Source organism: Hydrogenophaga sp. RAC07 (genome assembly GCF_001713375.1).
In the GTDB taxonomy this organism is placed as follows: domain Bacteria; phylum Pseudomonadota; class Gammaproteobacteria; order Burkholderiales; family Burkholderiaceae_C; genus Hydrogenophaga.
Genome location: NZ_CP016449.1, coordinates 2,865,261 through 2,891,833, shown reverse-complemented (window position 1 = coordinate 2,891,833; position 26,573 = coordinate 2,865,261). Strand labels below are relative to the sequence as shown.

The window sequence follows — 26,573 nt, the reverse complement described above, 5'->3', positions numbered from 1 at the left end:
GCCAGCCATGCAACGCATCCACACCGTCTTGATGACCCACTTCGCCGCAGGAGTTGGGCATGCTTAAGAAAGTCCTCATTGCCAACCGCGGCGAGATCGCCTGCCGCATTGCCCGCACCTGCCGCAAGCTCGGCCTGGAAGTGGCCACCGTGCACTCCAGTGCCGACCGGTTTGCCCGCCATGTGCGTGAGATCGGTGAATCGGTCGAACTCGGGGGTGCAGCGCCCAGCGAGAGTTATCTGAACATCGATGCCATCATCGCGGCGGCCCGGCGTGTGGGCGCCGACGCCGTTCATCCGGGCTACGGTTTTGTCTCGGAAAATCCCGCCTTTGTGCGCGCACTGGATGCGGCTGGCTTGACCTTCATTGGACCCCGGGCCGACACCATCGAGCGCGTCGGCGGCAAAGCCAGTGCCAAGCGCGAGGCAGCCCGTCTCGGCGTGCCGGTCATTCCCGGCAGCGAAAGCGGCATGACCGACCCAGCCGAGGTGTTGAATCTGGTGCGCGGTATGAAGCTGCCCGTGCTGCTCAAGGCCGTGGCTGGTGGCGGTGGCCGTGGCATGGCGGTGGTCGAGACGCTGGAGGGGCTGGAGTCGCGCATCGAGAGTGCCATGCGTGAGGCCGAAAAAGCCTTCGGCAACGGCGAACTGATCGTCGAGCGCTACCTGCCGCATGTGCGCCACCTGGAGGTGCAGGTGGCCGGTGACGGCCAGGGCCACGCCATTCACCTGTTCGAGCGCGAGTGCACCTTGCAGCGACGCCATCAAAAAGTGATCGAAGAAGCGCCGTCAAGCGGTCTGAGCCCGCGTCTGCGTGAAGCTATCCTGGCCGATGCGGTCAAGCTGGCCTCTGGCGTGAATTACCGCGGCCTGGGCACGGTTGAGTTTGTCGTCACGGGTGAAGAATATTATTTCCTGGAGGTCAATCCTCGCTTGCAGGTCGAACACCCGGTGACCGAAGAAGTCACCGGCCTCGATCTGGTCGAACTGCAACTGCGCATTGCCGACACGGACAGCCTGCCGCTGGCGCAAGCCGACGTGCGGTGCACCGGTCACGCCTTCGAGGCCAGGCTGTGCGCTGAAGACGCCGCTGCGGGATTTTTGCCGGCTACCGGGCGGTTGCAGGTGGTCGATTTTTCGCGCGCGGGCGTGCGCGTCGAGTCCGGGGTAGACAGTGGCGACGAAATCTCGCCGCACTACGACTCGATGATCGCCAAGCTCATCGCGCACGGGCCCGACCGCGAGTCGGCGCGCCGGGCGCTGGTGGCCGGATTGCGCGAAAGCACGGTGATCGGCCTGGTCACCAACCTGGAATTTCTGCATGAACTGCTGGAATGGCCGGAGACCCGCGATGCCACATTTCACACCCGCCTGATCGACGAGCGCCACGCGCAGCGCGGCGTGGTGGCTCCCGCCGCGCCGCCTCTTGAGCATCTGGCTGCTGCCGCGCTGCACTGGCTGGCGCAACGGCGTGCCGAGTCGTCCGCGCTGGGCTGCTGGACCCTCTGGGACGGTTTCACGGGCTGGCGCCTGAGCAGTGGGCCGATTCAGGCCGCACCCCAGCCGGTCCTTGTGTTGAAGGCGGGCGCGGCGGAATGGCCCGTGCGGTTTTCGATGCGCGATGACCAGGGCAGCAGTGCGCTGGTCATTGGCGAGCAAAAGGTGCGCGCTACGCTGCAGCCGCTCGCGGGCGGACGCTTCCTGCTGCAATGTGGTGGGCGGGCGCTGGAACTGACGATCCGGGGCGACGCGTGGCAGGCCGAGCTCGCCAGCGCGTTGGGCAGCAGCTTGTTCACGGCACGACCCTATCTGGGGGGGGGCGCCGGTGACGCTGCCGCCAGCGGTCAATTGGGCGCGCCAATGATGGGCAAGGTGGTGGCGGTCAAGTCGGCGGTCGGTGAGAAGGTTTCCATCGGCCAGACCGTGATCGTGCTCGAATCGATGAAGATGGAGCTGCACGTCATGGCGCCATTCGAAGGCAGCCTGAGCAGCCTGCGCTGCCGGGTCGGCGACATGGTTGAGCGCCACCAAGTGCTGGCCGAAGTCAGCCCGGCTTGATCGAAGGAGGTACAAGCGATGAGCAACTTGCCTACCTCCGTCGAGTTCCATGAGGAGGGACCGCGCGAGGGCTTCCAGATGGAGCCAAAAACCTATCCGCTGGCGGACCGCGCCGCGCTGATTGATGCCTTGAGCCTCTCGGGTCTGAGGCAGATCCAGGTTGCGTCCTTTGTCAGTGCGCGCGCGGTGCCGCAGATGGCCGACACGTCCGAATTGTTCGCCGCCATCATCAAGCGCCCTGGTACCCGCTACACGGCGCTTTGGCTCAACGACAACGGCTTCGAGCGGGCGCGCGCCTGTGAACAGGTGGATCTGGACGGCAAGCTGATGTTCTACACAACCGAGCCGTTTTCGCAGCGCAACAACAATTGCAGCGTGGCCGAGATGCGTGAACGCCAGCTCGGCTGGCTGGACCGCTACATCGCCCTGGGCATTCCGGTGGAAAAGGCCTACGTGATCACGGCCTTTGGCTGCAATCTCGGTGGCGCCGTGCCGCTGTCGGTCCTCACCGATCAGGTCCGCTGGCTGGTCGATGCCTGCGCCGACCGGCGTGTGCCGCTGCCGGCGGTCTACTTGGCCGACACCATGGGCTGGGCAAATCCCGAGGAGATCAAGCGCCGCGTCGGCGCGGTGCGCGCGATCCTGCCGGAGGCTCAGATCGGCCTGCACCTGCACGACACGCGCGGCGTCGGCGGTGCCAACGTTTATGCCGCCTTGCAAATGGGCGTGCGGCTGTTCGACAGTTCGGTCGCCGGTCTGGGCGGCTGTCCGTTCGCGGGTCACACGCACGGTGGCGCGGCCGGCAATATCTGCACCGAAGACATGGTGTTCATGTGCCAGGAACTGGGCATCGAGACCGGCATCGATTTAGAGGCGCTGATCGAGGCGTCCCTTCTGGCCGAACGCGTCATCGGCCGCACCCTGTCGGGCCATGTGATGCACAGCGGCTCGCTCAAGGGATTTCGCGCCGGCCAGCGAATGCAAGAGATTTGTGGGGCGGTGCGCTGAATCACATGACAAGGAGAAGGTCATTGGTCGAGTACAGGACAAGGTCATTCTTGTGACGGGCAGTGCGATGGGCATGGGCCAGGTCCACTGCGAGCTGCCTGTCGCGGACATGAACGCCGGGATTGGCGAAACCGTCGCGGCGGGCGTTCGCCAGCGCGGCGGAGTGGGACCGCATGTTCAACGTCAACGTGCGCTACCCCTTTTTCGGCACGCGGACGGGGGTGCCGACGATGAAGCAGGCAGGTGGTGGCTCGATCATCAACATCCTGTCTATCTACGGCCGTTAGGCGCACCCTGTGCCTATGGGGCTTCCAAGGGCGAGGTACGGCTGTTCAGTATGGCCAGCGCGCCCTATCTCGCCCCTTTCAATATTCGTGTCAATTCGGTTCACCTTGGCGCCATCGAGACGCCGATGACCAAGGACTTGTTGAGCGATCCGGCCGATCACAAATCGCTGCTCGGCACCACTCCAATTGGGCGGGCGGTGCAGCATCAGGAAGTGTCGGCGGTGGTGCTGTTCCGGGGCCTCCGATGAGTCGTCCACCGTCATGGGTGCCGAGTTGGTGGTCGATGGTGGCTACGCCGCGGTCTGACCGCGCTTCAAAGGACGAAACAGGATGTCCGTGATTCAAACGCTGGTCGATGTGCAAGGTCCGAGCTTCCGCGACAACCTTGCACACCACGCGGGCCAGATCGCTCTTCTGCGCGCACGCCTGGCCGAGGTGGCCACCGGCGGGCGCGACGCGCACATCCAGCGCCACCGCGAGCGCGGCAAGCTGCTGGTGCGCGAGCGCATCGACTTCATCGTCGATGACGGTAGCGCCTTCCTGGAACTCTCGCCGCTGGCGGCCTGGGATCAGTATGGCAACGAGGTGCCGGGTGCGGGCATCGTCACCGGCGTCGGGATGGTGGCCGGGCGGCCCTGCATGTTCATTGCCAACGATGCCACCGTCAAGGGCGGCTCGTTCTTCCATGAAACCGTTAAAAAACACATACGGGCGCAGGAGATTGCCCAGCGCCTGCGCCTGCCTTGCCTGTACCTGGTGGATTGCGGCGGCGCCTTTTTGCCGGAGCAGGACCGCGTGTTTCCCGACAAGGACCACTTCGGCAACAGCTTCCACCGCCAGTGCCGCATGTCGCAGGCTGGCCTGCCGCAGCTCTCGGCCGTGTTCGGCGGTTGCACCGCGGGCGGCGCCTACATTCCCGCGCTGTCGGACGAAGTGGTGATGGTGCGCGGTAACGCACGCATTCATCTGGGTGGCCCGTCCATCGTCAAGATCGCGATCAACGAAGTGGTAGACGGCGAAACCCTGGGCGGCGCGGAGATGCACAGCCGTGTCTCCGGTGTCAGCGACCACCTGGCCGAGGACGAGCATCAGGCGCTGGCCATGCTGCGTCAGATCGTCGCCAGCCTGCCGCCCGAGCCGCCCATGGTGCCGCCGCTGCCGCCCAGCGCACCACGTTACGACCCGATTGAGCTCGATGGCGTCGTACCGGTCGACCCCAAACAGCCCTACGACGCGCGCGAAATCATTGCGCGGCTGCTCGACGGCAGCGCTTTCCACGAGTTCAAACCGTTGTGGGGAGATACGCTGGTGACCGGCTTTGGCGCGATCCACGGCCAGCCGGTCGCCATCCTCGCCAACAACGGCGCGCTGCTGTCCGAGTCGGCCCTGAAGGGCGCGCATTTCATCGAACTGGCCAACCAGCGCGGAGTACCGCTGCTGTTTTTGCAGAACATCCCCGGCTTCATGGTTGGCACCGAGGCCGAGCGTGGCGGTATTGCCAAGCACAGCGCCAAGATGGTGTATGCCATGGCTTGCGCGCGCGTGCCCAAGCTCACGTTGGTGGTTGGCGGCTCTTATGGCGCCGGCAACTACGGCATGTGCGGCCGCGGCTTTGAGCCCGAATTCCTGTTCGCCTGGCCCAGTGCCAGAGTTGCCACGATGAGCGCCGACATTGCCAGCAACGTGATGGTCGAGCTGGCGCGCTCTAACCTGCGCGGCCCGGCTGATGAGGCGCGGCTGCTGGATATCGAACGCAAGGTACGCGAGCAGTACGCGCGCCAGAGCGATCCCTATTACGCCACCTCCCGGCTGTGGGACGACGGTCTGATCGAACCCTCGGCCTCGCGCGACGTGCTGGGCCTGGCGCTGGCGCTGGCGGCGCGCCGTGCGTTGCCGAGTACGGCAACCCCTGTTTACCGCATGTAAGAGAACCTCTATGAACACCCCCACCTACGAGACCCTGCAACTGGTCGTCGACGCGCGCGGCGTGGCCCGCCTCACGCTCAACCGCCCCGACACTCATAACGCGCTCAACGCCACCCTGATCAGCGAGTTGCGCCGTGCCGTCGATTGGCTGGCCGTAGCGCCGGGCGTGCGCGCGGTGGTGCTCACCGGCACCGGCAAGACCTTTTGCGCCGGTGGTGACCTGGGCTGGATGCAGGACAACATGAAAAAGAGCCGGACCGAGCGCGTGGGCGAAAGCGGCGATCTGGCGCTCATGCTGCGCGCCCTGAACGAGCTGCCTATGCCCGTCATTGGCCGCATCAATGGCCCCGCGTATGGCGGCGGCGTCGGCATGATCTCTGTCTGTGACATCACGATCGCGGTCGATACCGGCATCTACTCGCTGACCGAGGTGCGCCTGGGCCTGCTGCCGGCCAACATCGCGCCCTACGTTGTGGCGCGCATGGGTGAAGCCAACGCCCGGCGCACCTTTCTGACGGCGCGCCGCATGAGCGCGGCAGAGGCGCAGCGCCTGGGCCTGCTCTCAGAAGTGGTGGCGGCCGATCAGCTCGACGCGGCCATTGAACGCGAACTCGCCGACCTGCTGCAGTGCGCGCCCGGCGCGGTGGCGGCCACCAAGAAGCTGGTGGCCTATGTGCAGGCGCACGATCTGCCCACCAACATGATCTACACCGCTGACAAGCTGGCCGACGCCTGGGAAACCGAAGAAGGGCGCGACGGCATTGCAGCCTTTTTTGGCAAGCGGCTGCCGGTGTGGCGGCAGGTCTGAGTGTTGGCATGAAGGCGTGCGACTGATGTTTAACACCCTCCTGATTGCCAATCGCGGGGAGATCGCCTGCCGCATCGCCCGCACCGCGCGCCGCATGGGCTTGCGCACGGTGGCGGTCTATTCCGACGCCGACCGCGAGGCGCTGCACGTGGCCCTGTGCGATACGGCCGTGCGCATCGGAGCGCCGGAGGCCGCGCGCAGCTACCTTGATGCCGCTGCCATCGTGGCCGCGGCGCGTGCCGCCGGTGCGCAGGCCATCCATCCGGGCTACGGCTTTTTGTCGGAAAGCCTGGCCCTGATTGACGCCTGCGAAGCCGTCGGGCTCATTTTTGTGGGCCCCTCGCGCGAAGCGATTCGGCGCATGGGCTCGAAGATCGAATCCAAGCGCATCGCGCTCGGAGCCGGCGTGCCGGTGGTGCCGGGCTACCACGCCGACGACCAGGACTCTGCGGTCTTGCAGGCGGCGGCCGGGGGCATCGGCTACCCGGTGCTGATCAAGGCCTCGGCCGGCGGCGGCGGCAAGGGCATGCGGGTGGTGCGCAGCGCGGCTGACTTCTCGGCCGCGCTGGATACCGTGCGACGCGAAGCGAAGGCTTCGTTCGGCGACGACCGCGTGCTGCTGGAACGCTACCTCGACGAGCCACGCCACCTCGAAGTGCAGTTGCTGGGCGACAAGCACGGGCATCTGGTCCATTTGTTCGAGCGCGAATGTTCGATCCAGCGCAACCACCAGAAAGTGATTGAGGAAGCGCCCGCGCCACACCTGCCTCCCGCCGTGCGCGAGGCCCTGTTTTCGCACGCGCTGACGATCGGGCACGCCATCGGCTACGACAGCACCGGCACCATCGAGTTCATCCACGACAGCCGCAGCGGCGACACCTTCTTCCTGGAAATGAACACCCGGCTGCAGGTCGAGCACCCGGTGACCGAGTTGACGGTCGGTATCGATTTGGTCGAATGGCAGCTGCGGGTGGCCACTGGTGAGCCGCTCGGCTTCGCCCAGCCGGACCTGACGCAGCGCGGCTGCGCGATCGAGGCGCGTGTCTGCGCGGAGAATCCGGCGGCGGGTTTCGCGCCCGAGATCGGCGCCCTGATCGACTACCGCGAGCCGCGCGGCGAGGGCGTTCGGGTCGACAGCGGCATGCGCAACGGCAGTCACGTTACGCCTTATTACGACTCCATGCTGGCCAAGGTAATTGCCCATGCCGACGACCGGCCGACCGCCGCACGGCGGCTCGCCACGGCATTGGACGACACGGTGCTGCTCGGCGTGCACAGCAACCTCGGTTTTCTGGCCGATCTGCTGCGCCATGACCACTTCGCGCAAGTACTCACCACACATTACATCGAACGCGCCTTTCCCACAGGCTGGCAGCCGCGCACGGACGATGGGCTGGCCATCGCGGCTGCCGCCGTGCACGGCGTGCTGATCAAACAGGCGACGGCCGGGCGCTCGGCCTGGCAGTCGCTCGGGGCCTGGCGCGCGGCCGGCGCTGGGAGTGGCACTGGCAGCACACAGGTGCTGCTCGAAGACGAGCAGCGCTGCGTGCATGAAGTCAGCGTCTCGCCGCAGGTTGACAGCTGGCGTGTGTGCGTCGGCGATCGGGAGTTGACCCTGGCGGCGGTATTGGTCGGCGACACCCTGGCGTTGCAGTGCGACGGCCTGACGGTTCGCTTCACGGTGGCGGTGGAGCAGCACGCCAAGCAAGGCGAACGCGTGTGGCTCTCTGGCCTGAGCGGCACGTGGGCCTGGCGCCGGCTCGATCGCTGGCAGCGCGCACTCAAGGGCGCGGCGGGTGCCGATGAGCCGGGCGGCAATCTCCTGCTCGCCCCCATGCCCGGTCTGGTGACGCAGGTGCAGGTCAGTGTAGGCATGAGTGTGAACGCGGGCGACACGCTGGTGCAGATGGAAGCTATGAAGATGGTGCATACGCTGAGCGCGGTAGCGCCGGGACGTGTGGCCGAGCTGCGTTGCCGCGTCGGCGACGCGGTGCGCGGTGGTGATGTGCTGGCGATCATGGAAACAATCGAATCCGAGGAAAAGCAATGAACGAGCCGATTTATTTTGACGAGCAACACCGGCAGTTCCGGGACAACCTGCGCCGCTTTGTCGAGCAGGAAGTAGTGCCGCACGCCGCGCTCTGGGAAGATCAGGGCATGGTGCCGCGCGCGCTGCTGCGCAAGATGGGCGAACTGGGCTATCTGGGCATACGCTACGACGAAAAGTACGGCGGCTCGAAACTCGACACCGTGTACAGCGCCATCCTGGCCGAAGAACTCGGCCGTTCCACTTACGGCGGCTTCGCCGTGACGGTGATGGTGCACACCGACATGGCCTCGCCGCACCTGGCCAACTTTGGCACGCCAGAGCAGCTCGCACGCTACCTGCCGCCCATCATCGGTGGCGAGAAGATCTGCGCTGTGGCGGTCACCGAGCCCGATGCCGGCTCCGACGTGGCCGGCATCCGCACACGCGCGGTGCGCGACGGTGAGCACTGGGTCATCAACGGAAGCAAGATGTTCATCACCAACGGCGTGCATGGCGACGTGTACTTTGTCGCCGCCAAGACCGATCCGAGCGCCAAGGGTTCGCGCGGTATCTCGATCTTCATCGTCGAGAAGGGCACCCCGGGTTTTCGGGTCGGGCGTGCGCTCAACAAGAGCGGCTGGCTGTGCAGCGACACCGCCGAGCTGGTGTTCGAGGACTGCCGCGTGCCGTCCGCCAACCTGCTGGGCGAAGAGAACAAGGGCTTCTACCAGATCATGCGCAACTTCCAGAACGAGCGCATGGTGCTAGGTGCGCAGGTGATGGGCGAGGCCGCACGCGCGATCGAGCTGACGCTGGCCTATGTGCGCGAGCGCAAGGCCTTCGGCGCCACGCTGTGGGACAAGCAGGCGATTCGCCAGCGCATGGCCATGCGGGCAGCGCAGGTGGCGGCGGCCCGCCAGTTGGTTTACCACGCGGCCTGGCTGGACGCGCAGGGGCGCGACTGCGTCAAGGAGGTGTCGATGGTCAAGGCGCTGTGCGGCGAGCTGGTCAACGATGTGGTCTATGACTGCCAGCAGTTCCACGGCGGCTTCGGCTACATGCGCGAGGCCGCGATCGAGCGTATGGTGCGCGACGCACGCGTCCAAGCTATCGGTGGCGGTGCCACCGAGGTCATGCTCGAAGAAGTGGCGAAACGGTTGTGAACATGAGCACCTCTCGAGCTACTTCAGTCATTGACGGGTTGGTCGAGCTGCCTCTGAAGGAGGTCCTGCCCGGCATCCTGATGTTCACGCTGCCGGTGGACTATGGCATCGACCACGTCAACATCTACCTGATTCGCGACAGCGAGGGTTGGTGCCTATTCGACACGGGTGCCGATTGCGAGGCGGCGCGGGCCTTGTGGCTGCGCGCATTGGAAGGCCCGCTGGCGGCTGGCTTGACGCGCATCATCGTCTCGCACCACCACCCCGACCACCTCGGGCTGGCGGTGTGGCTGCACGAGCGCACCGGGGCTCCGATCCTGATGCGCGAGGAGGAGGTGGCGGTGGCGCGGCAGACGCACGTGGTCAGCATCGATGACCGCGCTTACTGTATCGACTTCATGTGCCGCCATGGGGTGGCGCCGGAAGATGCGCATCAGGTGGTGGGCGGGGTGTTGCAAAGCAATATGGCCTGTGCCGTGCCGACTCGCGTCGAGCCGCTCGAAGCCGCCCAGACCTTGCACATCGGCGATCATGCTTTCGACGTGCTGGTGCTTGGTGGACACAGCATTGCCCAAATCTGCTTGTACGAGCCCAAGCTGAAATTGCTGCTCACGGGCGACCAGTTGCTCGAGCGCATCACACCCAACATTGGTGTCTGGCCCTATGGCGAAACCGATCCGCTGCCACGTTACCTGGATAGCCTGCGCACCATTGCGGGACTGGACATCGAGTACGTCTTGCCAGCCCACCACGGCGTCTACCACGCCGGGGTCGAGCGCGCGCATGGACTGGTGGCGCACCACCAGAGGGCACTGCGCAAGTTCTTGGCGCGTCTGGGCGAGGGGGGCATGAATGCCACCGAACTCGGCTACGCCGTTTATGGCGCGCAGAGCGACCCGCTGCATGCTTACCTGGCCATGGGCGAAACCCTGGCGCACCTGCTGTGGCTGCAGCGTGCCGGCCATGTGCGCCATGAAGAAACGCCAGCCGCGACCCGCTGGTATCCGGTGACGGCGGCCAGCGAAGAGCCCACCCTCACCTTGTCTGGAGACATGTCGAGATGACAGAAACACACATCATCAAAGAAGAAGAAATCGCCAAGCGATGGCAAAAGTTCGCCCATGTGTCGCCGTATAACCGCGAACTGGGCTTCCTGCCGCACGCGGTGCACACCGACTGGTGCGTGCTCAAAGTCGAGTACCAGGAAGCACTGGTGGGCGATCCGCAGACCAGGGTTTTGCATGGCGGAGTCATCACTGCGCTGCTCGACGCCGCGCTCGGATTCGCGATTTTCGTCAAGCTGCCGGAGATACGGCCGATGGCCACGCTGGACTTGCGCATCGACTACCTCAAGCCCGCGACGCCCGGGCGGGCGATTCTGGGGGGAGCCGTTTGCTACAAGTTGACTGCAGAACTGGCGTTCGTCCGTGGCGCCGCTTACCACGACACGTTGGACGACCCAATAGCCACCGCAGTCGGCATTTACATGTTTACTTCCGGGCGACCGGTATTGCGCAACGAGGATGTGCCACGATGAAATGGACCGAACAAATTGACCATGCGCGCGCCCAGGGTGACTGGAGCGAAGTGATCCAGGCGGTGCCCTTTGCGCGTTTTCTGGACCTGCGCATTGATGTCAAGGGCGAGGAGTTCACCTGCGTCTTGCCTTTCCAGGAAAAACTGATAGGCAACCCCATGCTGCCGGCTCTGCATGGCGGTGCCACCGGAGGGTTTCTGGAATGCGCCGGATTGTTCTACCTGCTGTGGCACATGGACAGCCGGGACTTGCCCAAGACCATCGATTTCAACATTGATTACCTGCGCTCGGGCCGTCCGCAGGACACCTATGCCAACGTCGTGATGGTCAAGCTGGGCCAGCGTGTGGCGAACCTGCGCATCCAGGCATGGCAATCCAGCCCCGATAAGCCCATCGCCCTTGGCCACGGCAATTTCATGCTGCGAGCCTGAGGGTGCAGAAAGGAAATGTCCATCATGTCTCAATCTACCTACCGTTCCGTGTTCCGCCCTGGCCTGTTTGTTGGTCAAACCGTTATCGTCACCGGTGGTGGCAGTGGCATTGGCCGCTGCACCGCGCACGAACTGGCCAACCTAGGGGCCAGCGTCGCGCTTGTCGGTCGCCGCGTCGAGAAGCTGGAAGCTGTGCAAGCTGAAATCACGCAGGCCGGCGGCCGGGCCAGTATCCACGCTTGCGACATTCGCGACGAGGCGGGCGTCAAGGCCATGATCGCCGACGTGATCGCACAGCACGGCAAGATCGATGGTCTCGTCAACAACGCGGGTGGCCAGTACCCGCAGCCGGTCAAGGACATCAGCCTGAAGGGCTGGGATGCGGTGGTGCGCAGCAACCTCACCGGCGGCTTCCTGGTGGCGCGCGAAGCCTTCAACCAGTCCATGGAGTTCCATGGCGGCGCCATTGTCAACATCATCGCCGACATCTGGGGCGGCATGCCGACCATGGCGCACAGCGGTGCGGCGCGTGCCGGCATGCTGTCGTTCACCGAGACGGCGGCTTGCGAATGGGCCTGCGCCGGCGTGCGTGTCAACGCCGTGGCACCGGGCTGGATTGCCAGCAGCGGCTTTGATACCTACAGCCCCGAGATGCAGGCCGAACTGCGCAGCCTGAAGACCAAGGTGCCGCTGCAACGTTATGGCACCGAGGCCGAGATTTCGGCGGCGATTGTGTTTTTGCTGTGCGAGGCGGCGGCTTTCATCACGGGTTCTTGCATTCGGGTCGATGGTGGCGTGCCCAATGCCCGACCGACCTGGAAATTGCAGGCTCATGATCGATCCAAACCCTTCAATGGCTTTGCGCTGGCCGAACCGCCAAAGTGCCTGAGCGTCAAGGATCAATGACATGGAAGTGACTATGCAAACCCCAATCACCCCTTCGAACGATCCGTCGGCTTATCTCGCGCCCGGCCGCTACGTGGACAGCGATCACTCGGCGGTGATCGCGTTCGCGCACCGGGTGGCCGACCCTGCCATGGCGCCGCGCGAGATCGCAGTCAAGCTCTATTACGCCGTGCGTGACGAGTTTCTCTACGACCCCTACTGCTTTGACACCACGGTCGAGGGTTTGAAGGGCAGTCGCGTGATCGAGGCCGGGCGTGGCTTTTGCGTGCCCAAGGCGGCGCTGCTGGCAGCGGCAGCCCGCGTCCTGGGCGTGCCGGCACGGCTGGGCTATGCCGACGTTCGCAACCACCTGAGCAGCAAGCGCCTGCAAGACATGATGGGCACCGATCTGTTCGTCTTTCACGGTTACACCGAGCTGTGGGTTGACGGGCAGTGGCTCAAGGCCACGCCCGCCTTCAACCGCTCCTTGTGCGAGAAGGCCGGTATCCATCCACTGGAATTCGATGGCCGCGCCGATTCGGTCTTTCATGAATTCGATGTCAGCGGCCGCAGGCACATGGAGTATGTGCACGACCACGGCACTTACGCCGACTTGCCGCGCGATGAACTGCTGGCCTCTTGGCGCGCACATTACAAAACCTTCGCCGACTGGGGACAGACCGCGGACAGCGGGGCCGACTTCGCCCAGGAAGTGGGGCCGTCATCATGACGACGCGCCGGGAATTTCCCGGCTTTGCCGGTGGCTCTCTGGTGGCCGACGTCTATGGCCCAGTCGGCGCGCCCACGGTGTTGCTGCTGCACGGTGGCGGGCAAACCCGCCATGCATGGGGCAAGGCGGCACAGGTGCTGGGCGATGCGGGTTGGTACACCGTGGCGCTGGACTTGCCGGGCCACGGCGACAGCGCCTGGGCCAAGGATGGCGATTACCGCATCGAGACGCTGGCCGACACCATGTGCTGCATCTGGCGCGAACTGGGCACACCGCTGGCGGTGGTCGGTGCCTCGCTGGGTGGCCTCATCAGCATGGCCACCGTGGGCCGCGCCGATGCGCCGCCGATCAACGCGCTGGTGCTGGTGGACATTGCGCCGCGCATGGAAGAAGTCGGTGTCGAGCGCATCGTGCGCTTCATGCGGGCTCGGCCCGATGGTTTTGCGTCACTTGAAGAGGCCGCCCAGCATATCGCCGCCTACCGGGGCCGACCCATGGAAGGACCGGTTGAGGGGCTGAAGAAAAACCTGCGCATGAATGCGCAAGGTCTCTGGAATTGGCATTGGGACCCGCAACTGATGAGCGAGGCCAACCACAACCACCGGCGCGATGCGGACGGCTACGAGCGCGCTTTGCGCGGCCTGCAGGCGCCCACTTTGCTGCTGCGCGGCCAGCGCAGCGACGTCATCAGCGAAGAAGATGCGCGCGCCCTGGTGCAAACCCTGCCGCGGGCGCGTTTTATCGATCTGAAGGGTGCTGGTCACATGATCGCTGGTGATGCCAACGACGCCTTCGCCGCCAGCGTGGCGGCGTTTCTGCACGAAGTGATGCCGTCGACACAGTCCCCGTCGGGTGAAATCTGAACCAGGAGCCTGAAATGAGTTTGCGATCTTTTACGCTGCACGATCTCATCAACCGCAACGCGCGGTTGTACGGATCGAACACCGCTCTGGTGTTCGGCAATCAGCGGATCACGCACGCCCAGTACGCCGGGCGCACAGCGCGCCTGGCAGCCGGTCTGGCGGACGCAGGCGTGGGCCAGGGTGACCGGCTGGCGATACTGGCCCCCAACTGCCTGGAATACGTCGATCTGTTCGGCGCCGCAGCCCAGTTGGGCGCGATCGTGGTGCCGATCAACTGGCGGCTGTCGGCCGAGGAGGTCGCCTATGTCATCGAGGACGTGGCACCGCGGGTGCTGATCGTGGCCGATGAATTCCAGGCCCTGCTGCCGCAGCGCGGTTTGGACGACACGCTGCGCTACACGCTGGGCGCCGCGCCAGCGCCATGGCAACCCGTCAGTGAGCTGTATCGGGAGTGCGATACGCAGGCGGCGGATCTGCCCGGTCTGGCCGACGACAGCGGTTTGCTCATCATCCACACCGCCGCCGTGGGCGGTCGGCCGCGCGGCGCGCTGCTCTCGCACCGCGGCCTGATTGCCGCCAGCCTGCAGACGCAACTGGCCTGGCACCTGACGCCGACGGACGTCAATCTGGGCGTTTTGCCGCTGTTTCACGTGGCCGCCATCGGCTTCATGCTGGCCACGCAGCAGGCGGGCGGGGCGACGCTGCTGTTGACACGTTTCGATCCGCCCAGTCTGGTCAAACATATCGACGAGGACGGGGGCAGCCTGATCGGCACCTTTCCACCGATGCTGGGTGCCCTGCTGGACGCCGCAGCCGCCCAAGGCTCTTCACTGGCCAGGTTGCGCGTGGTGTCGGGGATCGATGTGCCCGAGACCATCGCGCGCTTGCGCACCACCTGTCCCCAGGCGACCTTCTGGAGTGCCTACGGCCAGACCGAGACCTCGGGCTCGGTCAGCCTGGCGCCATTTGACGAGCGCCCCGGCAGCGCCGGGCGTCCCACCGCGCTGAACATGGTCGCGGTGGTGGACGAACTGGACCGCCCGTTGCCCACAGGCGCCACCGGCGAAATTGTGGTGCGGGGGCCGATGGTGTTCCAGGGCTACTGGCGCTGTGAAGCAGACAACGCCTTCACGCTGCGCAACGGCTGGCACCACACGGGCGACATGGGGCGCGTCGATGCCGAGGGCTACCTCTGGTACAGCGGGCGTTCACCGGCCAAGGAGTTGATCAAGCCGGGGGGCGAGAACGTTTATCCGGCTGAAGTCGAGCGGGTCATTATGGAGCACCCGGCGCTGGCGCAGGTGGTGGTCCTCGGTGTGCCGGACGTTCAGTGGGGCGAGGCGGTCAAGGCTGTCTGCGTGCTGAAGGCGGGGTGCACGCTGAGTGCCGAGGAGTTGATCGAGTTTGTGGGCGGTCGCATCGCACGCTACAAAAAACCCAAGCACGTGGTGTTTGTATCGGCACTCCCCTTGGGCGGTGCCGATAGCATTGACCGCGCGGCCGTCAAGGCCGCGCACGGTGGCGCCTGATGGCCATGTCAGCCCGGTGTGCTCAAACCGCCGTTGACGCTGAGCGTCTGGCCGGTGATGGCATCGGACTCCGGTCCGGCCAAGAACGCCGCCGAGTTGGCGATGTTCTGGCAATGCACTGGAAACAGCATGCGCTTGCGCGGGTTCTCGATCATGCCCGCACCATGGCCGTCTTCGAGCGCTGGCGAGCCCGGACCCCAGCGCGGCTCGGCATCCCAGATGTAGCTCATCGCCACCGCGTTGACGCGAATGCCGTCGCGCCCCTGTTCACGTGCCAGCACGCGGCACATTTGCATCATGCCGCCTGTGGCACCGCCAATGAAAGATTCGCCGACCGTGGCCACGCGGCCCGCGGCGGTACCCACCGCGACGATCTTGCCGCGACCGTGCAGTGCCATGACGCGGGCGGCCGCCTGGATCGCATACACGCGGGTGAGCCAGTGGGCGCGGATGTAGTTGTCGAAGCCGCCGTCGCGCATTTCCTTGAAAAGGCGAAAGAACGGCAAGTCGGCACTGGCATCTGCGCCGCTGGCCACCAGGATGTCAAGGCGACCGTGGCGCTCGGCAACTCGATCCACCATGGCATGAACCGCATCGCTATTGGTCAGGTCGGCTTGTTCAAACGTGGCGCTGTAGCCGTTCGCAGCGATCTCGTTGATCACCGCCTGCCCGGCTTCGGGATTGCGGCCGTTGACGACCACGTGCGCGCCGCGCCGCGCCAACTCCAGCGCTATGGCACGACCGATGAAGGCCGTGGCACCGGTGACGAGGGCGATCTGGCCCTGAAGTGGACCGCCAGTCAAGGGTGCTGGGTTCATCCGCTGTTCTCCGGCGCTGGATACATAAAAACCCGACTTTGTCAAAACAGCGGGACAGGCCGATCGAGGGATTGCCCGCAGAGGACCACTTTCATCCATCACCACCCCCCATCCATCACCGGACTTCAAAATGACCAAGCTGACCGACAGTGCCAAGTCGCATCATTTCAAGACGCACCGGCGCACCATCAGCGAAACCGACATCGTCACCTTCGTCAATGTGGTCGGCTTGCATGAACCATTTTTCATCGACATGGAGTACATCCGGGAGAACATGACCGGATCGCATCGCAGCCGCTTTGCGCCCGGCCCGATGGTCATCTCGCTAGGCATGGGGCTGCTGGCGACTTACGTGGCGGGCATCATCAAGGGCACGCTCAAAGGCCACGAAGTCGGCCCGTTCGGCGGTATGACCGGCGTACAGGCGCGCCTGCGCGGTGCGCTGTTTCCGGGCGACACCATTCATGTCGAAGGGGAGGCCCGGTTGCTCCCCACGACCTCGCGCGGCTACACCCTGATGGAGTTGCAACATTTGGTGATCAATCAGCGTGGCGAGACCATTGCCGACTTCACTGAAACCATTACTTTTTTGCCTGCTGCTCCGGCTCCATGAATTTTGAACTTTCGTGAGTCGTTTGCCTGTGGCAGCCCGTCTACGACTCGCGACGTCAAAGGGCCGGATCAACAGTACAGACCGGGTGGACCGGGATATTCAACACTAGGAAACTTCCAACTATGACAAAACGAGAAGCTGTGATCGTCGGCGTTGCCGACCTGCCACTGAAGGACGGCAAGGTCCTTGCGCCCATGTCGGTCCTGCAGGCCCAGGCGCTGGTCGCCCGCGACGCCTTGAAGGACGCCGGCATCGCCATGCACGAAGTCGATGGGTTGCTGACCGCCGGTATGTGGGGGGTGCCCGGTCCGGGCCAGTTGCCGACCGTGACGCTGTCGGAGTACCTGGGGATTACGCCGCGCTTCGTCGACGGCACCAACATCGGCGGCTCGGCCTTCGAGGCGCATGTGGCGCATGCCGCCACCGCCATCGAGGCTGGCCGCTGCGAGGTGGCGCTGATCACTTACGGTAGCCTGCAGAAGAGCGAGATGAGCCGCAACCTCGCCGGGCGCCCGGCGGTGCTGACCATGCAGTACGAGACGCCTTGGGGCATGCCCACGCCGGTGGGCGGCTATGCGATGGCGGCCAAGCGCCACATGCACGAATATGGCACCACCTCCGAGAACCTGGCCGAGATCGCGGTGGCCACGCGCAAGTGGGCGGCGATCAATCCCGCGGCCACCATGCGCGAGCCGCTGTCGATCGAGGATGTGCTCCAGAGCACGATGATCTCCGACCCGCTGCACCTGCTCGATATCTGTCTGGTCACCGACGGTGGTGGCGCGTTGGTCATGACCACCGCCGAGCACGCCAAGGCGCTCGGTCACAAGCCGGTGTTCGTGCGCGGTTACGGCGAATCACACACCCACTGGACCATCGCCGCCATGCCCGACCTAGCGCGCCTGACGGCCGCCGAAGTGGCCGGTCGGGACGCCTTTGCCATGGCGGGCATCCGGCATGACGCCATTGACGTGGTTGAGGTCTATGACTCGTTCACCATCACCGTGCTGCTGACGCTCGAAGCGCTGGGCTTTTGCAAGCGTGGCGAGGGTGGAGCCTTTGTCGCCAACCAGCGCACCGCGCCGGGCGGTGTATTCCCGCTTAACACCAACGGCGGCGGTCTGTCTTACGCACACCCCGGCATGTACGGCATCTTCCTGCTGATCGAGGCGGTGCGCCAGTTGCGCGGTGAATGCGGCCCGCGCCAGATCCAGGACGCCGTGACCGCGCTGGTCCACGGCACCGGCGGCACGCTCTCCAGCGGTGCCACTTGCATTCTCTCCACCCGGTGAACACCATGTACGACAAACCCCTGCCCGTCATCGATGGCGAGAGCCGCTCCTATTGGGACGCCCTGAAACAACATCGCCTGACACTCAAGCGCTGCCATGACTGTGGCAAGCACCATTTCTATCCGCGCGTCCTGTGCCCGCACTGCCATTCCGACGCCGTCGAATGGGTCGATGCGCGCGGCACCGGCACCATTTACAGCTACACCATCGCGCGCCGGCCGGCCGGTCCGGCCTTCAAGGCCGACACCCCCTACGTGGTGGCGGTGATCGACCTCGACGAGGGCGCGCGCATGATGACCAACATCGTCACCGACGATGTGGAGGCGGTGCGCATCGGCCAGCGTGTGACGGTGCAGTACGACGACGTGACCGACGAGGTCACGCTGCCGAAGTTCCGGCTGTTGTAGCGCCGAGGTTTCCCATATGGACTTCACCATCGATCCCGATACCGTGGCGATTGCCGAGGCAGTGCTGCGCTTCGTGGAGCGCGAAGTGCTGCCACTGCAGCAGCGCCACCACGATCTGCTGGGCAGCGAACGCACTTTGTTCGACGCCAGCGGCCGTTATGTGCCCGAGGCGCTGGCGCTGCGCCAGCAGGTGCGCAAGCGCTCCGCGGAACTGGGCTTCTACACCTTGTTCGGCGACGAAAAACTGGGTGGTGGCGGGCAGGGCGCGCAGGTCATGGCCCATGTGCAGGAGAGCCTCAACCACTGCGTGGGTCCGGCCCAGCCGCTGGTGCAGACGGTGGTGCTGCCCTCGCCCTTCACCAACGGTCTGTCGCCTGTGCTGCGGCATCTGAAGCCGGACATCTTCGCGCAGTACCGCGACGACATCGCCAGCGGCGACAAGACCCTGTGTTTTGGTCTGAGCGAGCCCGATGCGGGCTCCGATGTATTCGGCATGCAAACCCGCGCCGTGCGCGACGGTGACGAATGGGTGCTCACCGGCACCAAGCAGTGGATAACCAACTCGCCCTACGCCGATTACGCCATGGTGTTCGCGCTGACCGACCCCGAAGCCGCAGCGCGCCACAAGGGTGGTGTCACCGGTTTCTTCGTCGACACGCGCGCGTCAGGTTTTTCAGTGCCGCGCATCATCAACACCATGGGTCACCTAGGCGGCGACACCGGCGTCATCGTGCTCGACGGCGTGCGTGTGCGCGACGACCACCGGCTCGGCGACGTCGGGCACGGCTTGGCGGTGGCCATGGACGGCGTCAACGCCGGGCGCATGGGCATGGCTGCATCCTGCCTGGGCTTGGCCCGCTGGGCGCTGGACCAGGCGGTGGACTACGCCAAGGTGCGAAAAACCTTTGGCGTGCCCATTGCCGAGCACCAGGCCATCCAGCTCATGCTGGCCGACAGCGCGATGGACATCTACGCTGCCAAGACCATGATTCAGAACTGTGCCTGGCGCCTGGACAGCGGCCGCTCAGCCAACGCACAGGTCAGTATGGTCAAGGCATTTTCGACCGAGATGCTGGGGCGCGTGATGGACCGCAGCATCCAGATCCACGGCGGCATGGGCCTGACCAACGAACTGCGCCTGGAAGAGGGCTACCGCTTCGCCCGCGTGATGCGTATACCCGACGGTACGGGCGAAATCCAGCGCCGCACCGTCGCGCGCCAACTGCTGACTGGACAGGCCGACCTGTAGGCTGTGTGGATCCTCTGCAATGCCCAACCCGGAGGCAGATTGACATGATGAAAAAGAACGAAATGAAGGAACACGAACTGTTTGCGGGAGGCCATCGGCTGGCCGCCACCACCTGGGGTGATGTGGGCAACGGGCAGCCGACCATCGTGATGATGCATGGCGGTCTGGACTGCATCACCACCTGGAAAGACCTGCCTCAGGTGTTGGCCGAAGCCAGCGGCTGGCCGGTGCTGGCCTATGACCGGTATGGTTATGGGCGATCCGAGAGTCTGGTGGGTGGGCGCGAGCCCAGCTACCGGCGTGAAGAGGCTGGGCCGGTGCTTGGCGAGGTGTTGCGCCACTTTGGAATCCACAAGGCGTTGATGTTCGGCCACAGTGATGGAGGAGCCATGTCGGTGCTGGCTGCGGCGGCGCATCCTGAGCTGGTATGCGGCGTTTTTGCCTGCTCGCCAACCATGGCTGTGGATCAGTTCATGGTGGACGCCATGGCCGTCGCGCGGCGCGCGTTTGAGCAAGACGGCTTGCGCGAAAAACTTCGTCGCCACCATGGCGACAACACCGACACCATGTTCTGGGGCTGGTACGAGCCCTGGGCCAGCCCGCAGGCACTTCAATGGGACATGAGCGTCGAGCTTGCCGCAGTGCGTTGTCCGGTCTCCGTGTTGTTCGGCAATGACGATGAATATGGCTGGCGGCCCAGCGCGATTGCATTGTTTCGCCACGGTCTGATGCCGCTTGAAGTGACGGCGCTGCCTGGAGTTGGTCACCATCCGCAGCAGCTGGCCCGTGGGGAGACCAGGAGCATGTTGCAGCGCTTGTTTTGCCGCATTGGGCGCAGCCCTTCCGCGGAGAGCAAAAACGCCGACCAATGAGGGGTATTGCACGTCTCTTTTTTTTCCGCACGCCAGCCTGCCCGCACCAATAAACGCTGTTAGTGTCGATCAGCGCACGCTTGGCGAGCCAGCATGCCTGCCAGCGGCGAGAGGTCGGTCAGTTCGTCGAGCCGTGCCACCAGGTCTATCAGCTCGTCGCACTCGTCAGGTATGAGCACAGACTTGACCAGCAGGCGAAACTTTTCCTCCAGGCGCTGCTGCTGCTCCAGCAGGTCGCTGGCTGGGCGCCCACTGTCGTAGCGTTGGCGCAGCACTGTGCCGCTCTGAGTCTCGATCACCACCTCGCTGAGGGTGAGGTCCGGGCATTGAGGTGCGAGCAAAACCTGCACCCGATCACGCAGCGCCACCACCTCGGGCGCGTATACGGCTTCGTCACTGAACGCGTCCAATCCGGCGGTGTCGACCCCGGCCAGCGCCATCGCTACCGTGTGACGGAGACTGAACTTGGCCTCCAGCCCGGTGCGCGGCTCCGCGATGTTGCATACACCCTCGCAGGCGGAACTGGCACGCACCGTCACGCGGCACACGTCATCAACCCGCAGTGCGTGTTGCAGGCGCAAGTGGCTCGCGGACTCAATGGCGGCATGTGTGCCATAACAGGCGGCGTGGAACTTGAACAGGTTGTGGCGCAGATGCCAGCCGCCGTTCGGCGTGGCCACCGCAGCTCCCAGCGACGCGGTACCACCGTGCGTGGCGATGAGGCCTTGCGGACATTCAATCGCATCGGCACGGCTGGTGAAGCCGCGTGCGGCCAACTGGGCCGCCTGCAGGCCGTCGGCACTGGCCCGCCCGGCATGCAAGGGTTTGCACATGGTGCCGAACATCGATTTCAGCCCAGCCGCCATGGTGCTGGCGATGCCCAGCGCGGTCGCGGTGTCGTCGGCATCGAGTTGCAGCAAGCGTGCGCAGGCGGCGGCCGCACCGAGCGTGCCTAGCGTGGCTGTGGTGTGGAAGCCGTTGGAATACTGTGCGTCGCCGCACACCAACCCCAACTGGCACATGGTTTCGTAGCCGGCGGCGAAGGCCGTCATGAAGTCGCGTCCGCTGGCGCCGCGCGATTCGGCCAGGGCGAGCAAGGCCGGGATCAGGACCACCGAGGGGTGGCCGGTGCAGGCCATGTTGACGTCGTCATAGTCGAGTGCGTGCGAGGCCGAGCCATTGATCAATGCCGCCTGCCGGCTGGAGGTCGTCATGGCGTGCCCGACGACGGTGGCCTGGGCATGCCCACCCTGTTCACGGGCTTCTTCGGCCAGCATGTGAACCAGTGGCTCGCACGCGCCAGCCAGCGTCACCCCGATCCAGTCGAGCAGGCATTGCCGGACCCGCAGGCGCACGTCCTCCGGGAGATCGGTGTAGCACAGGTCAGCGCAGCGCGCGGCCAGTTCCCGCGTGATGTCAGCGATTTGGATAGCGGACGACGGTGCGGGTTTTCTGGTTGTGGTCATGCTCATTTCAGTGCCCCTTCCAGACCGGTTTGCGCTTTTCCCGGAAAGATTGCGGGCCTTCCAGGGCATCTTCACTGAGGTAGACGGCATCAAACGCTCGGTTGGAGGCGCGCAGCGCGGCGGTGCGGCCCATCTCGGTGGACAGGCGCACCATTTCTTTGGCCGCGCGCACCGTCAGTGGCGCATTGGCCATGAGCCGGGTCGCCAGCTCTTTGGCCCCTTGCAATGCTTGCCCCTTGGGCATCAGGCGGTTGATGTAGCCGAGTTCGTAGGCGCGCTGCGCTGTCAGCGGGTCGCCGGTCATCGCGACTTCCATCAGAATGCGCTGCGGCAGCATGTGGATGACCGGCGAGGCCCACGGCATGCCGCGCCCGACCTTGGCCTCCGTGATGGCGAATTTGGCGGTTTGGTCGGCCACGCACAGGTCGCACATCTGCGAGAGCAGCCAACCGCCTGCATAGGCATAGCCCTGCACGGCAGCGATGACGGGCTTGGTGACCTCGATGTTGTCGCCGAGCACGGCGATGAAGCCCGCTGGCGGGATGCGCAGTTGAGTGTCTGCGGCTTCCACCAGGTCCATGCCGGCGCAGAAATTGTCACCGGCGCCGGTGAGGATGGCCACCTGCGCCTGCCCGTCAGCTTCGAAGCGGCGCCAGACCTCAAAAAAGCCTTCGCGCACGGCGCGATTCAGCGCATTGCGGCGCTCGGGCCGGTTGATGGTGATGACGGCAATGCCGTCGTTCACTTCGTAGAGCAGTTCATTGTTCATGGGGGTGTCTCCTTTTGACGTTTGTGTCTGTTACCGCGAGCGGCGGGTCTGGGGCATTGGTCTGGCTTGATTCGTTGCCACCTCACGCGATTCCGGTCCCGCACGGTAGCCGAGTGCCCCCGAGATGCTTGCGGCGAGTTCCATCACCAGGTGCTGCAGCGCATCGGCGACGGCGCGACCGCGCTCGATCGGCGCGGCGATGATCAGCGCTGCGTTCACGCGCCCGTCAGGTTCGAAGATCGGGGCCGAAAAGCCGGCAACGTCAGGTGTCACTTCTCCGAATGTGACCGCCACCCCTCTCACCCGGGCTTCCTCGATGATCCGCGCCAGTTGCGCCGGGTCGGTGACCGAGTGCTCGGTCATGGCCCGCAGATCGGCCCGGCGCAGGTAGTCACGCCGCCATGCCTCTTCCTGGAACGCGAGCAGCACGCGCCCGGCGGACGAGGCAAACAGCGGCCGTGTCGTGCCGACTGGCACGGCGTATCGAATCGTCCGGGTGCTCTCGAAGATCGGGTTGTAGACGAGCCGATCGGCGGTGCGGTCGATTCTGGCGATCAGGGCGGTCTCGCCGGATCGCGCCACTGCCTCCCGCAGGAAGGGCAGGGCCACAACGTCGAGCGAGCGGGCCGACACCAGAGATGCCCCTAGTGAGAACGCCTCGGGGCCCAGTTCATACAGGTCATTGCTGCGCTGCAGGTAGCCATGCGCCGTGAGGCCGCGCAACAGCGAGAGTACGCTGGTTTTTGGTGCATTCAACGCCAAGCACAACGGGGTCAGGGCCAAGCCAGCAGGGCGGTCGGCCAGTATCCGCAGCAGCCGCAGCACGCGGGTCACGGCCAAGGGAGAAGCCTCCGCGCGGGTATTGATGCCTGTGCATTCGCGCAAGCTGGCCGTGGGCATGTTCATAGAATCGAAGCCTCCTTGTGTTCTGATATGGGAACATTTGTTTGGTAATCAGAATATCGTTAGGATGGACGGTCGTCAATCCGGTTTTTCCTCAGCACTCGGCGCTGAGGCAGCCTGGCATCGAGAAATCAGAGGAGACACAGATGACAAGCCAACACAAGCAGGCAGCACCCGCCGGGCCACTCGAGGGCGTGCGGGTGATCGACCTCAGCGCGGTGCTGATGGGGCCCTACGCCACCCAGATCTTTGGCGACCATGGCGCGGACGTGATCAAGATTGAATCCCCTGAGGGCGACTCGACACGCTGGATCGGCCCCGGACGCCATCCCGGCATGGGTCCGCTGTTCCTGCACCTGAACCGCAACAAGCGCAGCGTGGCGCTTGACCTCAAATCGCCGGAGGGCGCGGCTGCGATGCGGCGCCTGATCGAAGGCGCCGATGTCTTCGTGCACAACCTCCGCCCGGCCTCCATCGCCCGGCTCGGGCTGGACTACGAGAGCATCTCGATGATCAATCCACGCATCATCTGGTGCGGCGTGTACGGTTACGGCGAGGACGGTCCCTACGCCGGCCGCCCGGCCTATGACGACCTGATCCAGGGCGCGGTCGGCATCGCCGCCTTACAGCAGCAAAGCGGGGCGAGCGAGCCGCGCTACGTGCCGCTGACGATTGCCGACCGCATGGTCGGCCTGCATGCAGCGCACAGCGTGGCCATGGCGCTGTACGGGCGCGAGCGCAACGGACGCGGCTGCCGTATCGATGTGCCGATGTTCGAAACCATGGCCAGCGTGGTGCTTTCGGACCACCTATATGGGCGCACCTTCGAGCCGCCCAGTGGTGACGCTGGCTACGTGCGGCTGTTGTCGCCCGGGCGCCGGCCATACGAAACCAGCGACGGCTACATCTGCGCGCTGGTATACAACGACGGCCACTGGCAGCGTTTTCTGCATGCCATCGAGCGCGACGATTTGCGGGTCGATCCGCGCTTCGCCGACTTGGCCAGCCGCACCCGCCACATTGACGAGGTGTACGGCTTTCTGGGCCAGACGCTATGCGTGCAAAGCACCGCGCACTGGTTGGAGCTGTTCGAAGACATCGACGTGCCGGCGGTGCCTCTGAACACCGTCGAATCACTGTTGGATGACCCACACTTGGCGGCGGTGGGCTTCTTCCGTCAGGTCGAGCACCCGAGCGAAGGAGCGATGCGTACCTTTGGCGCGCCAGCGCGCTGGGTGGGTTACGACGTCAGCAAGCTGGCGCCCGCGCCGCGATTGGGGGAGCACACCGAATCGGTGCTGCGCGAATGCGGCTTTGATGCAGTTGCGCTGGCGTCCTTGCTGGTCGGTGGCGCAGCGGTTCCACTCCTCGCCGATGCGGAGGTGTCAGAATGAGGCTTCCGGCATCAAACGCGACTCGACTGGTCAGCGCGTTGGGCCCCAATTCCGTGGATGGGCAAATGCATGGATAGCGTTGATGAAGCGGGCTGGAAGATGTTTTTTTGACCATTGATGACCCTGCCCGTATCGCGTTCATCGACATCCACCCCGACCAGAAGGCGCTCAACGCGGTGCAGTTCTCGTGCAACGCCCACGCCTACTACGCCAGTCTGGGTGTGCGCATCTAGCTCCCGCTCATCGACAACGGAGCGGCCTTCCGCTTAAGAGACTTCGCACAGGCCTGCCAAGATTTGGGTATTTGTGACCGATTCCCAGCTCGTGGCGGTCCCAAACCAGCGGCAAGGTCGAGCGCTTCATCCAGTCGGATCTGAGCGAATGGGCCTATGGCTTCGCTTACCAGAACTCCAGCGAGCACACCGCTGCGTCGGACCATTGGAATCACCACCACAACTGGCACCTTGGAGTTGGAGTTGACCCGATTTCGTGACCTGCTCGGCGGTGTGTTCAAACCGGCCAAGCGCGCAACCTATCCAAACAACACCGGTCTTAGAGATCCAGTACCAACAAATTGGAACGACAACCCGACACACAGATCATCATCGACTTGTTGGCTGCTCGCTCTTGCTGTGTCAGGATGCTGTCCCGGTGATCCACCTCGCCAGCCAGAACTTTGGTTTCGCAGGCACCGCAGATCCCCTCCTTGCAGCTGTAGCTAGGAATGATGCCCGCATCCATCATGGCGTCGAGAATGGTCGAACCAGCCGGCACTTGAATGATCCTCTGACTTCGGCGCAGTTCTACGGTGCAGCCATTGGCGTTGAAGGGCGGCGTCCCCACAGGTTCCACGGCGGCGAACCGTTCCAGATGCACGTGGGTGTATCCCAGACCGTCGCACGCCTTCTGGAACGCGTCCAGCATGGGGCCGGGGCCGCAGCCATAGAAATGGGTATCGGCCGGATACGCTGCCAGCAGTGTTGGCAGGTCGGGAGACGCACCGACTTCGTCATCGAAGTGGTACCGCACTTTGAGCTGGCCTGACTCCATCGATTCCAGCACTTGCAAGAACGCAGCATCCCGGCGGGAACGAGCGAAATAGAGCAGCTCGGCAGATCGACCCAGCGAAGCCAGTCGATTGAGCATGCACAGCATAGGTGTGATGCCGATGCCACCTGCAACCAGCACGGACTGCTGAGCACGTTCTTCCATCGGAAAATTGTTGCGAGGCACCGAGATGTCCAGAACATCGCCCACGCGAACCTTCTCGTGGACATACTTCGACCCCCCACGGCTCTGACGATCCTTGAGAACGCCCACCACGTAGCGTTGCTTATCGGTGATCGGGTTCATCAGCGAGTAGCTGCGAACCAAGCCGTTTCCCAGATGAAGGTCGATATGTGAGCCAGCGGCATGAGGTGGGAAGACAGTGTCTGGTGTGGCTGGCCTAAATTCGACACTAACAACGCCGGGGGCTTCAAGCCTCATGTTGTAGACAAGTGCAGAAAGCTTGGATGTTGACATTGCGGAGTTGTAG

Annotated in this window: 27 protein-coding genes; 22 read left to right on the top strand and 5 right to left on the bottom strand. The window is 64.6% G+C overall.

Annotation, left to right across the window (positions count from 1 at the left end):
* Positions 1 to 59 precede the first annotated feature (59 nt).
* From BSY239_RS13480 to BSY239_RS13415, 15 genes are all read left to right on the top strand, one after another.
* Positions 60 to 2,057, top strand: coding sequence for an acetyl/propionyl/methylcrotonyl-CoA carboxylase subunit alpha (locus BSY239_RS13480; RefSeq protein ID WP_056278193.1), 1,998 nt, complete (start codon positions 60 to 62; stop codon positions 2,055 to 2,057).
* Positions 2,058 to 2,075: 18 nt separating this feature from the next.
* Positions 2,076 to 3,065, top strand: a complete 990-nt coding sequence (locus BSY239_RS13475; RefSeq protein WP_069047283.1) for a hydroxymethylglutaryl-CoA lyase — start codon at positions 2,076 to 2,078, stop codon at positions 3,063 to 3,065.
* 173 nt (positions 3,066 to 3,238) lie between these two features.
* Positions 3,239 to 3,352, top strand: a complete 114-nt coding sequence (locus BSY239_RS22950; RefSeq protein ID WP_250637255.1) for a hypothetical protein — start codon at positions 3,239 to 3,241, stop codon at positions 3,350 to 3,352.
* Between the two features lie 50 nt (positions 3,353 to 3,402).
* Positions 3,403 to 3,600 (top strand): SDR family oxidoreductase, encoded by a 198-nt coding sequence (locus BSY239_RS22945; RefSeq protein WP_056278186.1) that lies wholly within the window; start codon positions 3,403 to 3,405, stop codon positions 3,598 to 3,600.
* An 82-nt stretch (positions 3,601 to 3,682) separates the two neighbouring features.
* Complete coding sequence (locus tag BSY239_RS13465; protein ID WP_069047282.1) at positions 3,683 to 5,278, top strand: acyl-CoA carboxylase subunit beta; 1,596 nt, start codon at positions 3,683 to 3,685, stop codon at positions 5,276 to 5,278.
* Positions 5,279 to 5,288: 10 nt separating this feature from the next.
* A complete protein-coding gene (locus tag BSY239_RS13460; protein WP_069047281.1) occupies positions 5,289 to 6,086 on the top strand; it encodes a crotonase/enoyl-CoA hydratase family protein in 798 nt (265 codons plus the stop codon).
* Between the two features lie 25 nt (positions 6,087 to 6,111).
* The gene (locus BSY239_RS13455; RefSeq protein WP_069047280.1) at positions 6,112 to 8,136 is read left to right on the top strand and encodes an ATP-binding protein; all 2,025 of its coding nucleotides are present in this window, start codon (positions 6,112 to 6,114) and stop codon (positions 8,134 to 8,136) included.
* Positions 8,133 to 9,278 carry an acyl-CoA dehydrogenase family protein gene (locus BSY239_RS13450; protein WP_056278176.1) on the top strand — a complete coding sequence of 382 codons (1,146 nt, stop codon included), beginning with the start codon at positions 8,133 to 8,135 and terminating at the stop codon, positions 9,276 to 9,278. The genes BSY239_RS13455 and BSY239_RS13450 overlap by 4 nt, the downstream gene beginning before the upstream one ends.
* Positions 9,279 to 9,280: 2 nt before the next feature.
* The gene (locus tag BSY239_RS13445) at positions 9,281 to 10,342 is read left to right on the top strand and encodes an MBL fold metallo-hydrolase (protein WP_069047279.1); all 1,062 of its coding nucleotides are present in this window, start codon (positions 9,281 to 9,283) and stop codon (positions 10,340 to 10,342) included.
* Complete coding sequence (locus tag BSY239_RS13440; protein WP_056278169.1) at positions 10,339 to 10,815, top strand: PaaI family thioesterase; 477 nt, start codon at positions 10,339 to 10,341, stop codon at positions 10,813 to 10,815. The genes BSY239_RS13445 and BSY239_RS13440 overlap by 4 nt, the downstream gene beginning before the upstream one ends.
* On the top strand, positions 10,812 to 11,246 hold the full coding sequence (locus BSY239_RS13435; RefSeq protein WP_056278166.1) for a PaaI family thioesterase: 435 nt from the start codon (positions 10,812 to 10,814) through the stop codon (positions 11,244 to 11,246). The genes BSY239_RS13440 and BSY239_RS13435 overlap by 4 nt, the downstream gene beginning before the upstream one ends.
* Positions 11,247 to 11,270: 24 nt before the next feature.
* Positions 11,271 to 12,152, top strand: a complete 882-nt coding sequence (locus tag BSY239_RS13430) for an SDR family oxidoreductase (protein WP_056278584.1) — start codon at positions 11,271 to 11,273, stop codon at positions 12,150 to 12,152.
* Positions 12,153 to 12,165: 13 nt separating this feature from the next.
* A complete protein-coding gene (locus BSY239_RS13425) occupies positions 12,166 to 12,861 on the top strand; it encodes a transglutaminase-like domain-containing protein (protein ID WP_235501454.1) in 696 nt (231 codons plus the stop codon).
* Positions 12,858 to 13,724 (top strand): alpha/beta fold hydrolase, encoded by an 867-nt coding sequence (locus BSY239_RS13420; RefSeq protein WP_056278160.1) that lies wholly within the window; start codon positions 12,858 to 12,860, stop codon positions 13,722 to 13,724. Before BSY239_RS13425 ends, BSY239_RS13420 begins: the two co-directional genes overlap by 4 nt.
* A 14-nt stretch (positions 13,725 to 13,738) precedes the next feature.
* Positions 13,739 to 15,253: an AMP-binding protein gene (locus BSY239_RS13415; RefSeq protein ID WP_056278157.1), complete on the top strand. Its 1,515-nt coding sequence runs from the start codon at positions 13,739 to 13,741 to the stop codon at positions 15,251 to 15,253.
* Between the two features lie 8 nt (positions 15,254 to 15,261).
* Here BSY239_RS13415 and BSY239_RS13410 read toward each other — a convergent pair whose 3' ends face one another.
* Entirely contained in the window at positions 15,262 to 16,071 is an 810-nt protein-coding gene (locus tag BSY239_RS13410; RefSeq protein ID WP_056278154.1) for an SDR family NAD(P)-dependent oxidoreductase, read from the bottom strand.
* 130 nt (positions 16,072 to 16,201) lie between these two features.
* Here BSY239_RS13410 and BSY239_RS13405 point away from each other — a divergent pair, with 130 nt between their 5' ends.
* The 5 genes from BSY239_RS13405 (at position 16,202) to BSY239_RS13385 (ending at position 20,504) form a co-directional block, all read left to right on the top strand.
* Positions 16,202 to 16,684: a MaoC family dehydratase gene (locus tag BSY239_RS13405; protein WP_056278151.1), complete on the top strand. Its 483-nt coding sequence runs from the start codon at positions 16,202 to 16,204 to the stop codon at positions 16,682 to 16,684.
* Between the two features lie 122 nt (positions 16,685 to 16,806).
* Positions 16,807 to 17,976: an acetyl-CoA acetyltransferase gene (locus BSY239_RS13400; RefSeq protein WP_069047277.1), complete on the top strand. Its 1,170-nt coding sequence runs from the start codon at positions 16,807 to 16,809 to the stop codon at positions 17,974 to 17,976.
* A gap of 5 nt (positions 17,977 to 17,981) precedes the next feature.
* On the top strand, positions 17,982 to 18,383 hold the full coding sequence (locus BSY239_RS13395) for a Zn-ribbon domain-containing OB-fold protein (RefSeq protein ID WP_034694630.1): 402 nt from the start codon (positions 17,982 to 17,984) through the stop codon (positions 18,381 to 18,383).
* Positions 18,384 to 18,399: 16 nt separating this feature from the next.
* Positions 18,400 to 19,632, top strand: a complete 1,233-nt coding sequence (locus tag BSY239_RS13390; RefSeq protein ID WP_056278144.1) for an acyl-CoA dehydrogenase family protein — start codon at positions 18,400 to 18,402, stop codon at positions 19,630 to 19,632.
* A gap of 5 nt (positions 19,633 to 19,637) precedes the next feature.
* Entirely contained in the window at positions 19,638 to 20,504 is an 867-nt protein-coding gene (locus tag BSY239_RS13385) for an alpha/beta fold hydrolase (protein ID WP_156775481.1), read from the top strand.
* Positions 20,505 to 20,563: 59 nt separating this feature from the next.
* On the opposite strand, the gene BSY239_RS13380 is transcribed toward BSY239_RS13385, so the two are convergent.
* The 3 genes from BSY239_RS13380 to BSY239_RS13370 are packed head-to-tail and all read right to left on the bottom strand — an operon-like array spanning position 20,564 to position 23,645.
* Entirely contained in the window at positions 20,564 to 21,970 is a 1,407-nt protein-coding gene (locus BSY239_RS13380; RefSeq protein ID WP_069048987.1) for an MmgE/PrpD family protein, read from the bottom strand.
* 7 nt (positions 21,971 to 21,977) lie between these two features.
* Positions 21,978 to 22,739, bottom strand: a complete 762-nt coding sequence (locus tag BSY239_RS13375) for an enoyl-CoA hydratase-related protein (RefSeq protein ID WP_069047276.1) — start codon at positions 22,737 to 22,739, stop codon at positions 21,978 to 21,980.
* A gap of 30 nt (positions 22,740 to 22,769) precedes the next feature.
* A complete protein-coding gene (locus BSY239_RS13370) occupies positions 22,770 to 23,645 on the bottom strand; it encodes an IclR family transcriptional regulator (protein WP_236944068.1) in 876 nt (291 codons plus the stop codon).
* Positions 23,646 to 23,788: 143 nt separating this feature from the next.
* On the opposite strand from BSY239_RS13370, the gene BSY239_RS13365 reads away from it, so the two are divergent.
* On the top strand, positions 23,789 to 25,036 hold the full coding sequence (locus BSY239_RS13365; protein ID WP_069047275.1) for a CaiB/BaiF CoA transferase family protein: 1,248 nt from the start codon (positions 23,789 to 23,791) through the stop codon (positions 25,034 to 25,036).
* Positions 25,037 to 25,143: 107 nt separating this feature from the next.
* Positions 25,144 to 25,269, top strand: a complete 126-nt coding sequence (locus BSY239_RS22975; protein ID WP_256926968.1) for a hypothetical protein — start codon at positions 25,144 to 25,146, stop codon at positions 25,267 to 25,269.
* Between the two features lie 319 nt (positions 25,270 to 25,588).
* On the opposite strand, the gene BSY239_RS13360 is transcribed toward BSY239_RS22975, so the two are convergent.
* On the bottom strand, positions 25,589 to 26,560 hold the full coding sequence (locus BSY239_RS13360; RefSeq protein WP_069048986.1) for a PDR/VanB family oxidoreductase: 972 nt from the start codon (positions 26,558 to 26,560) through the stop codon (positions 25,589 to 25,591).
* Between the last annotated feature and the right edge of the window lie 13 nt (positions 26,561 to 26,573).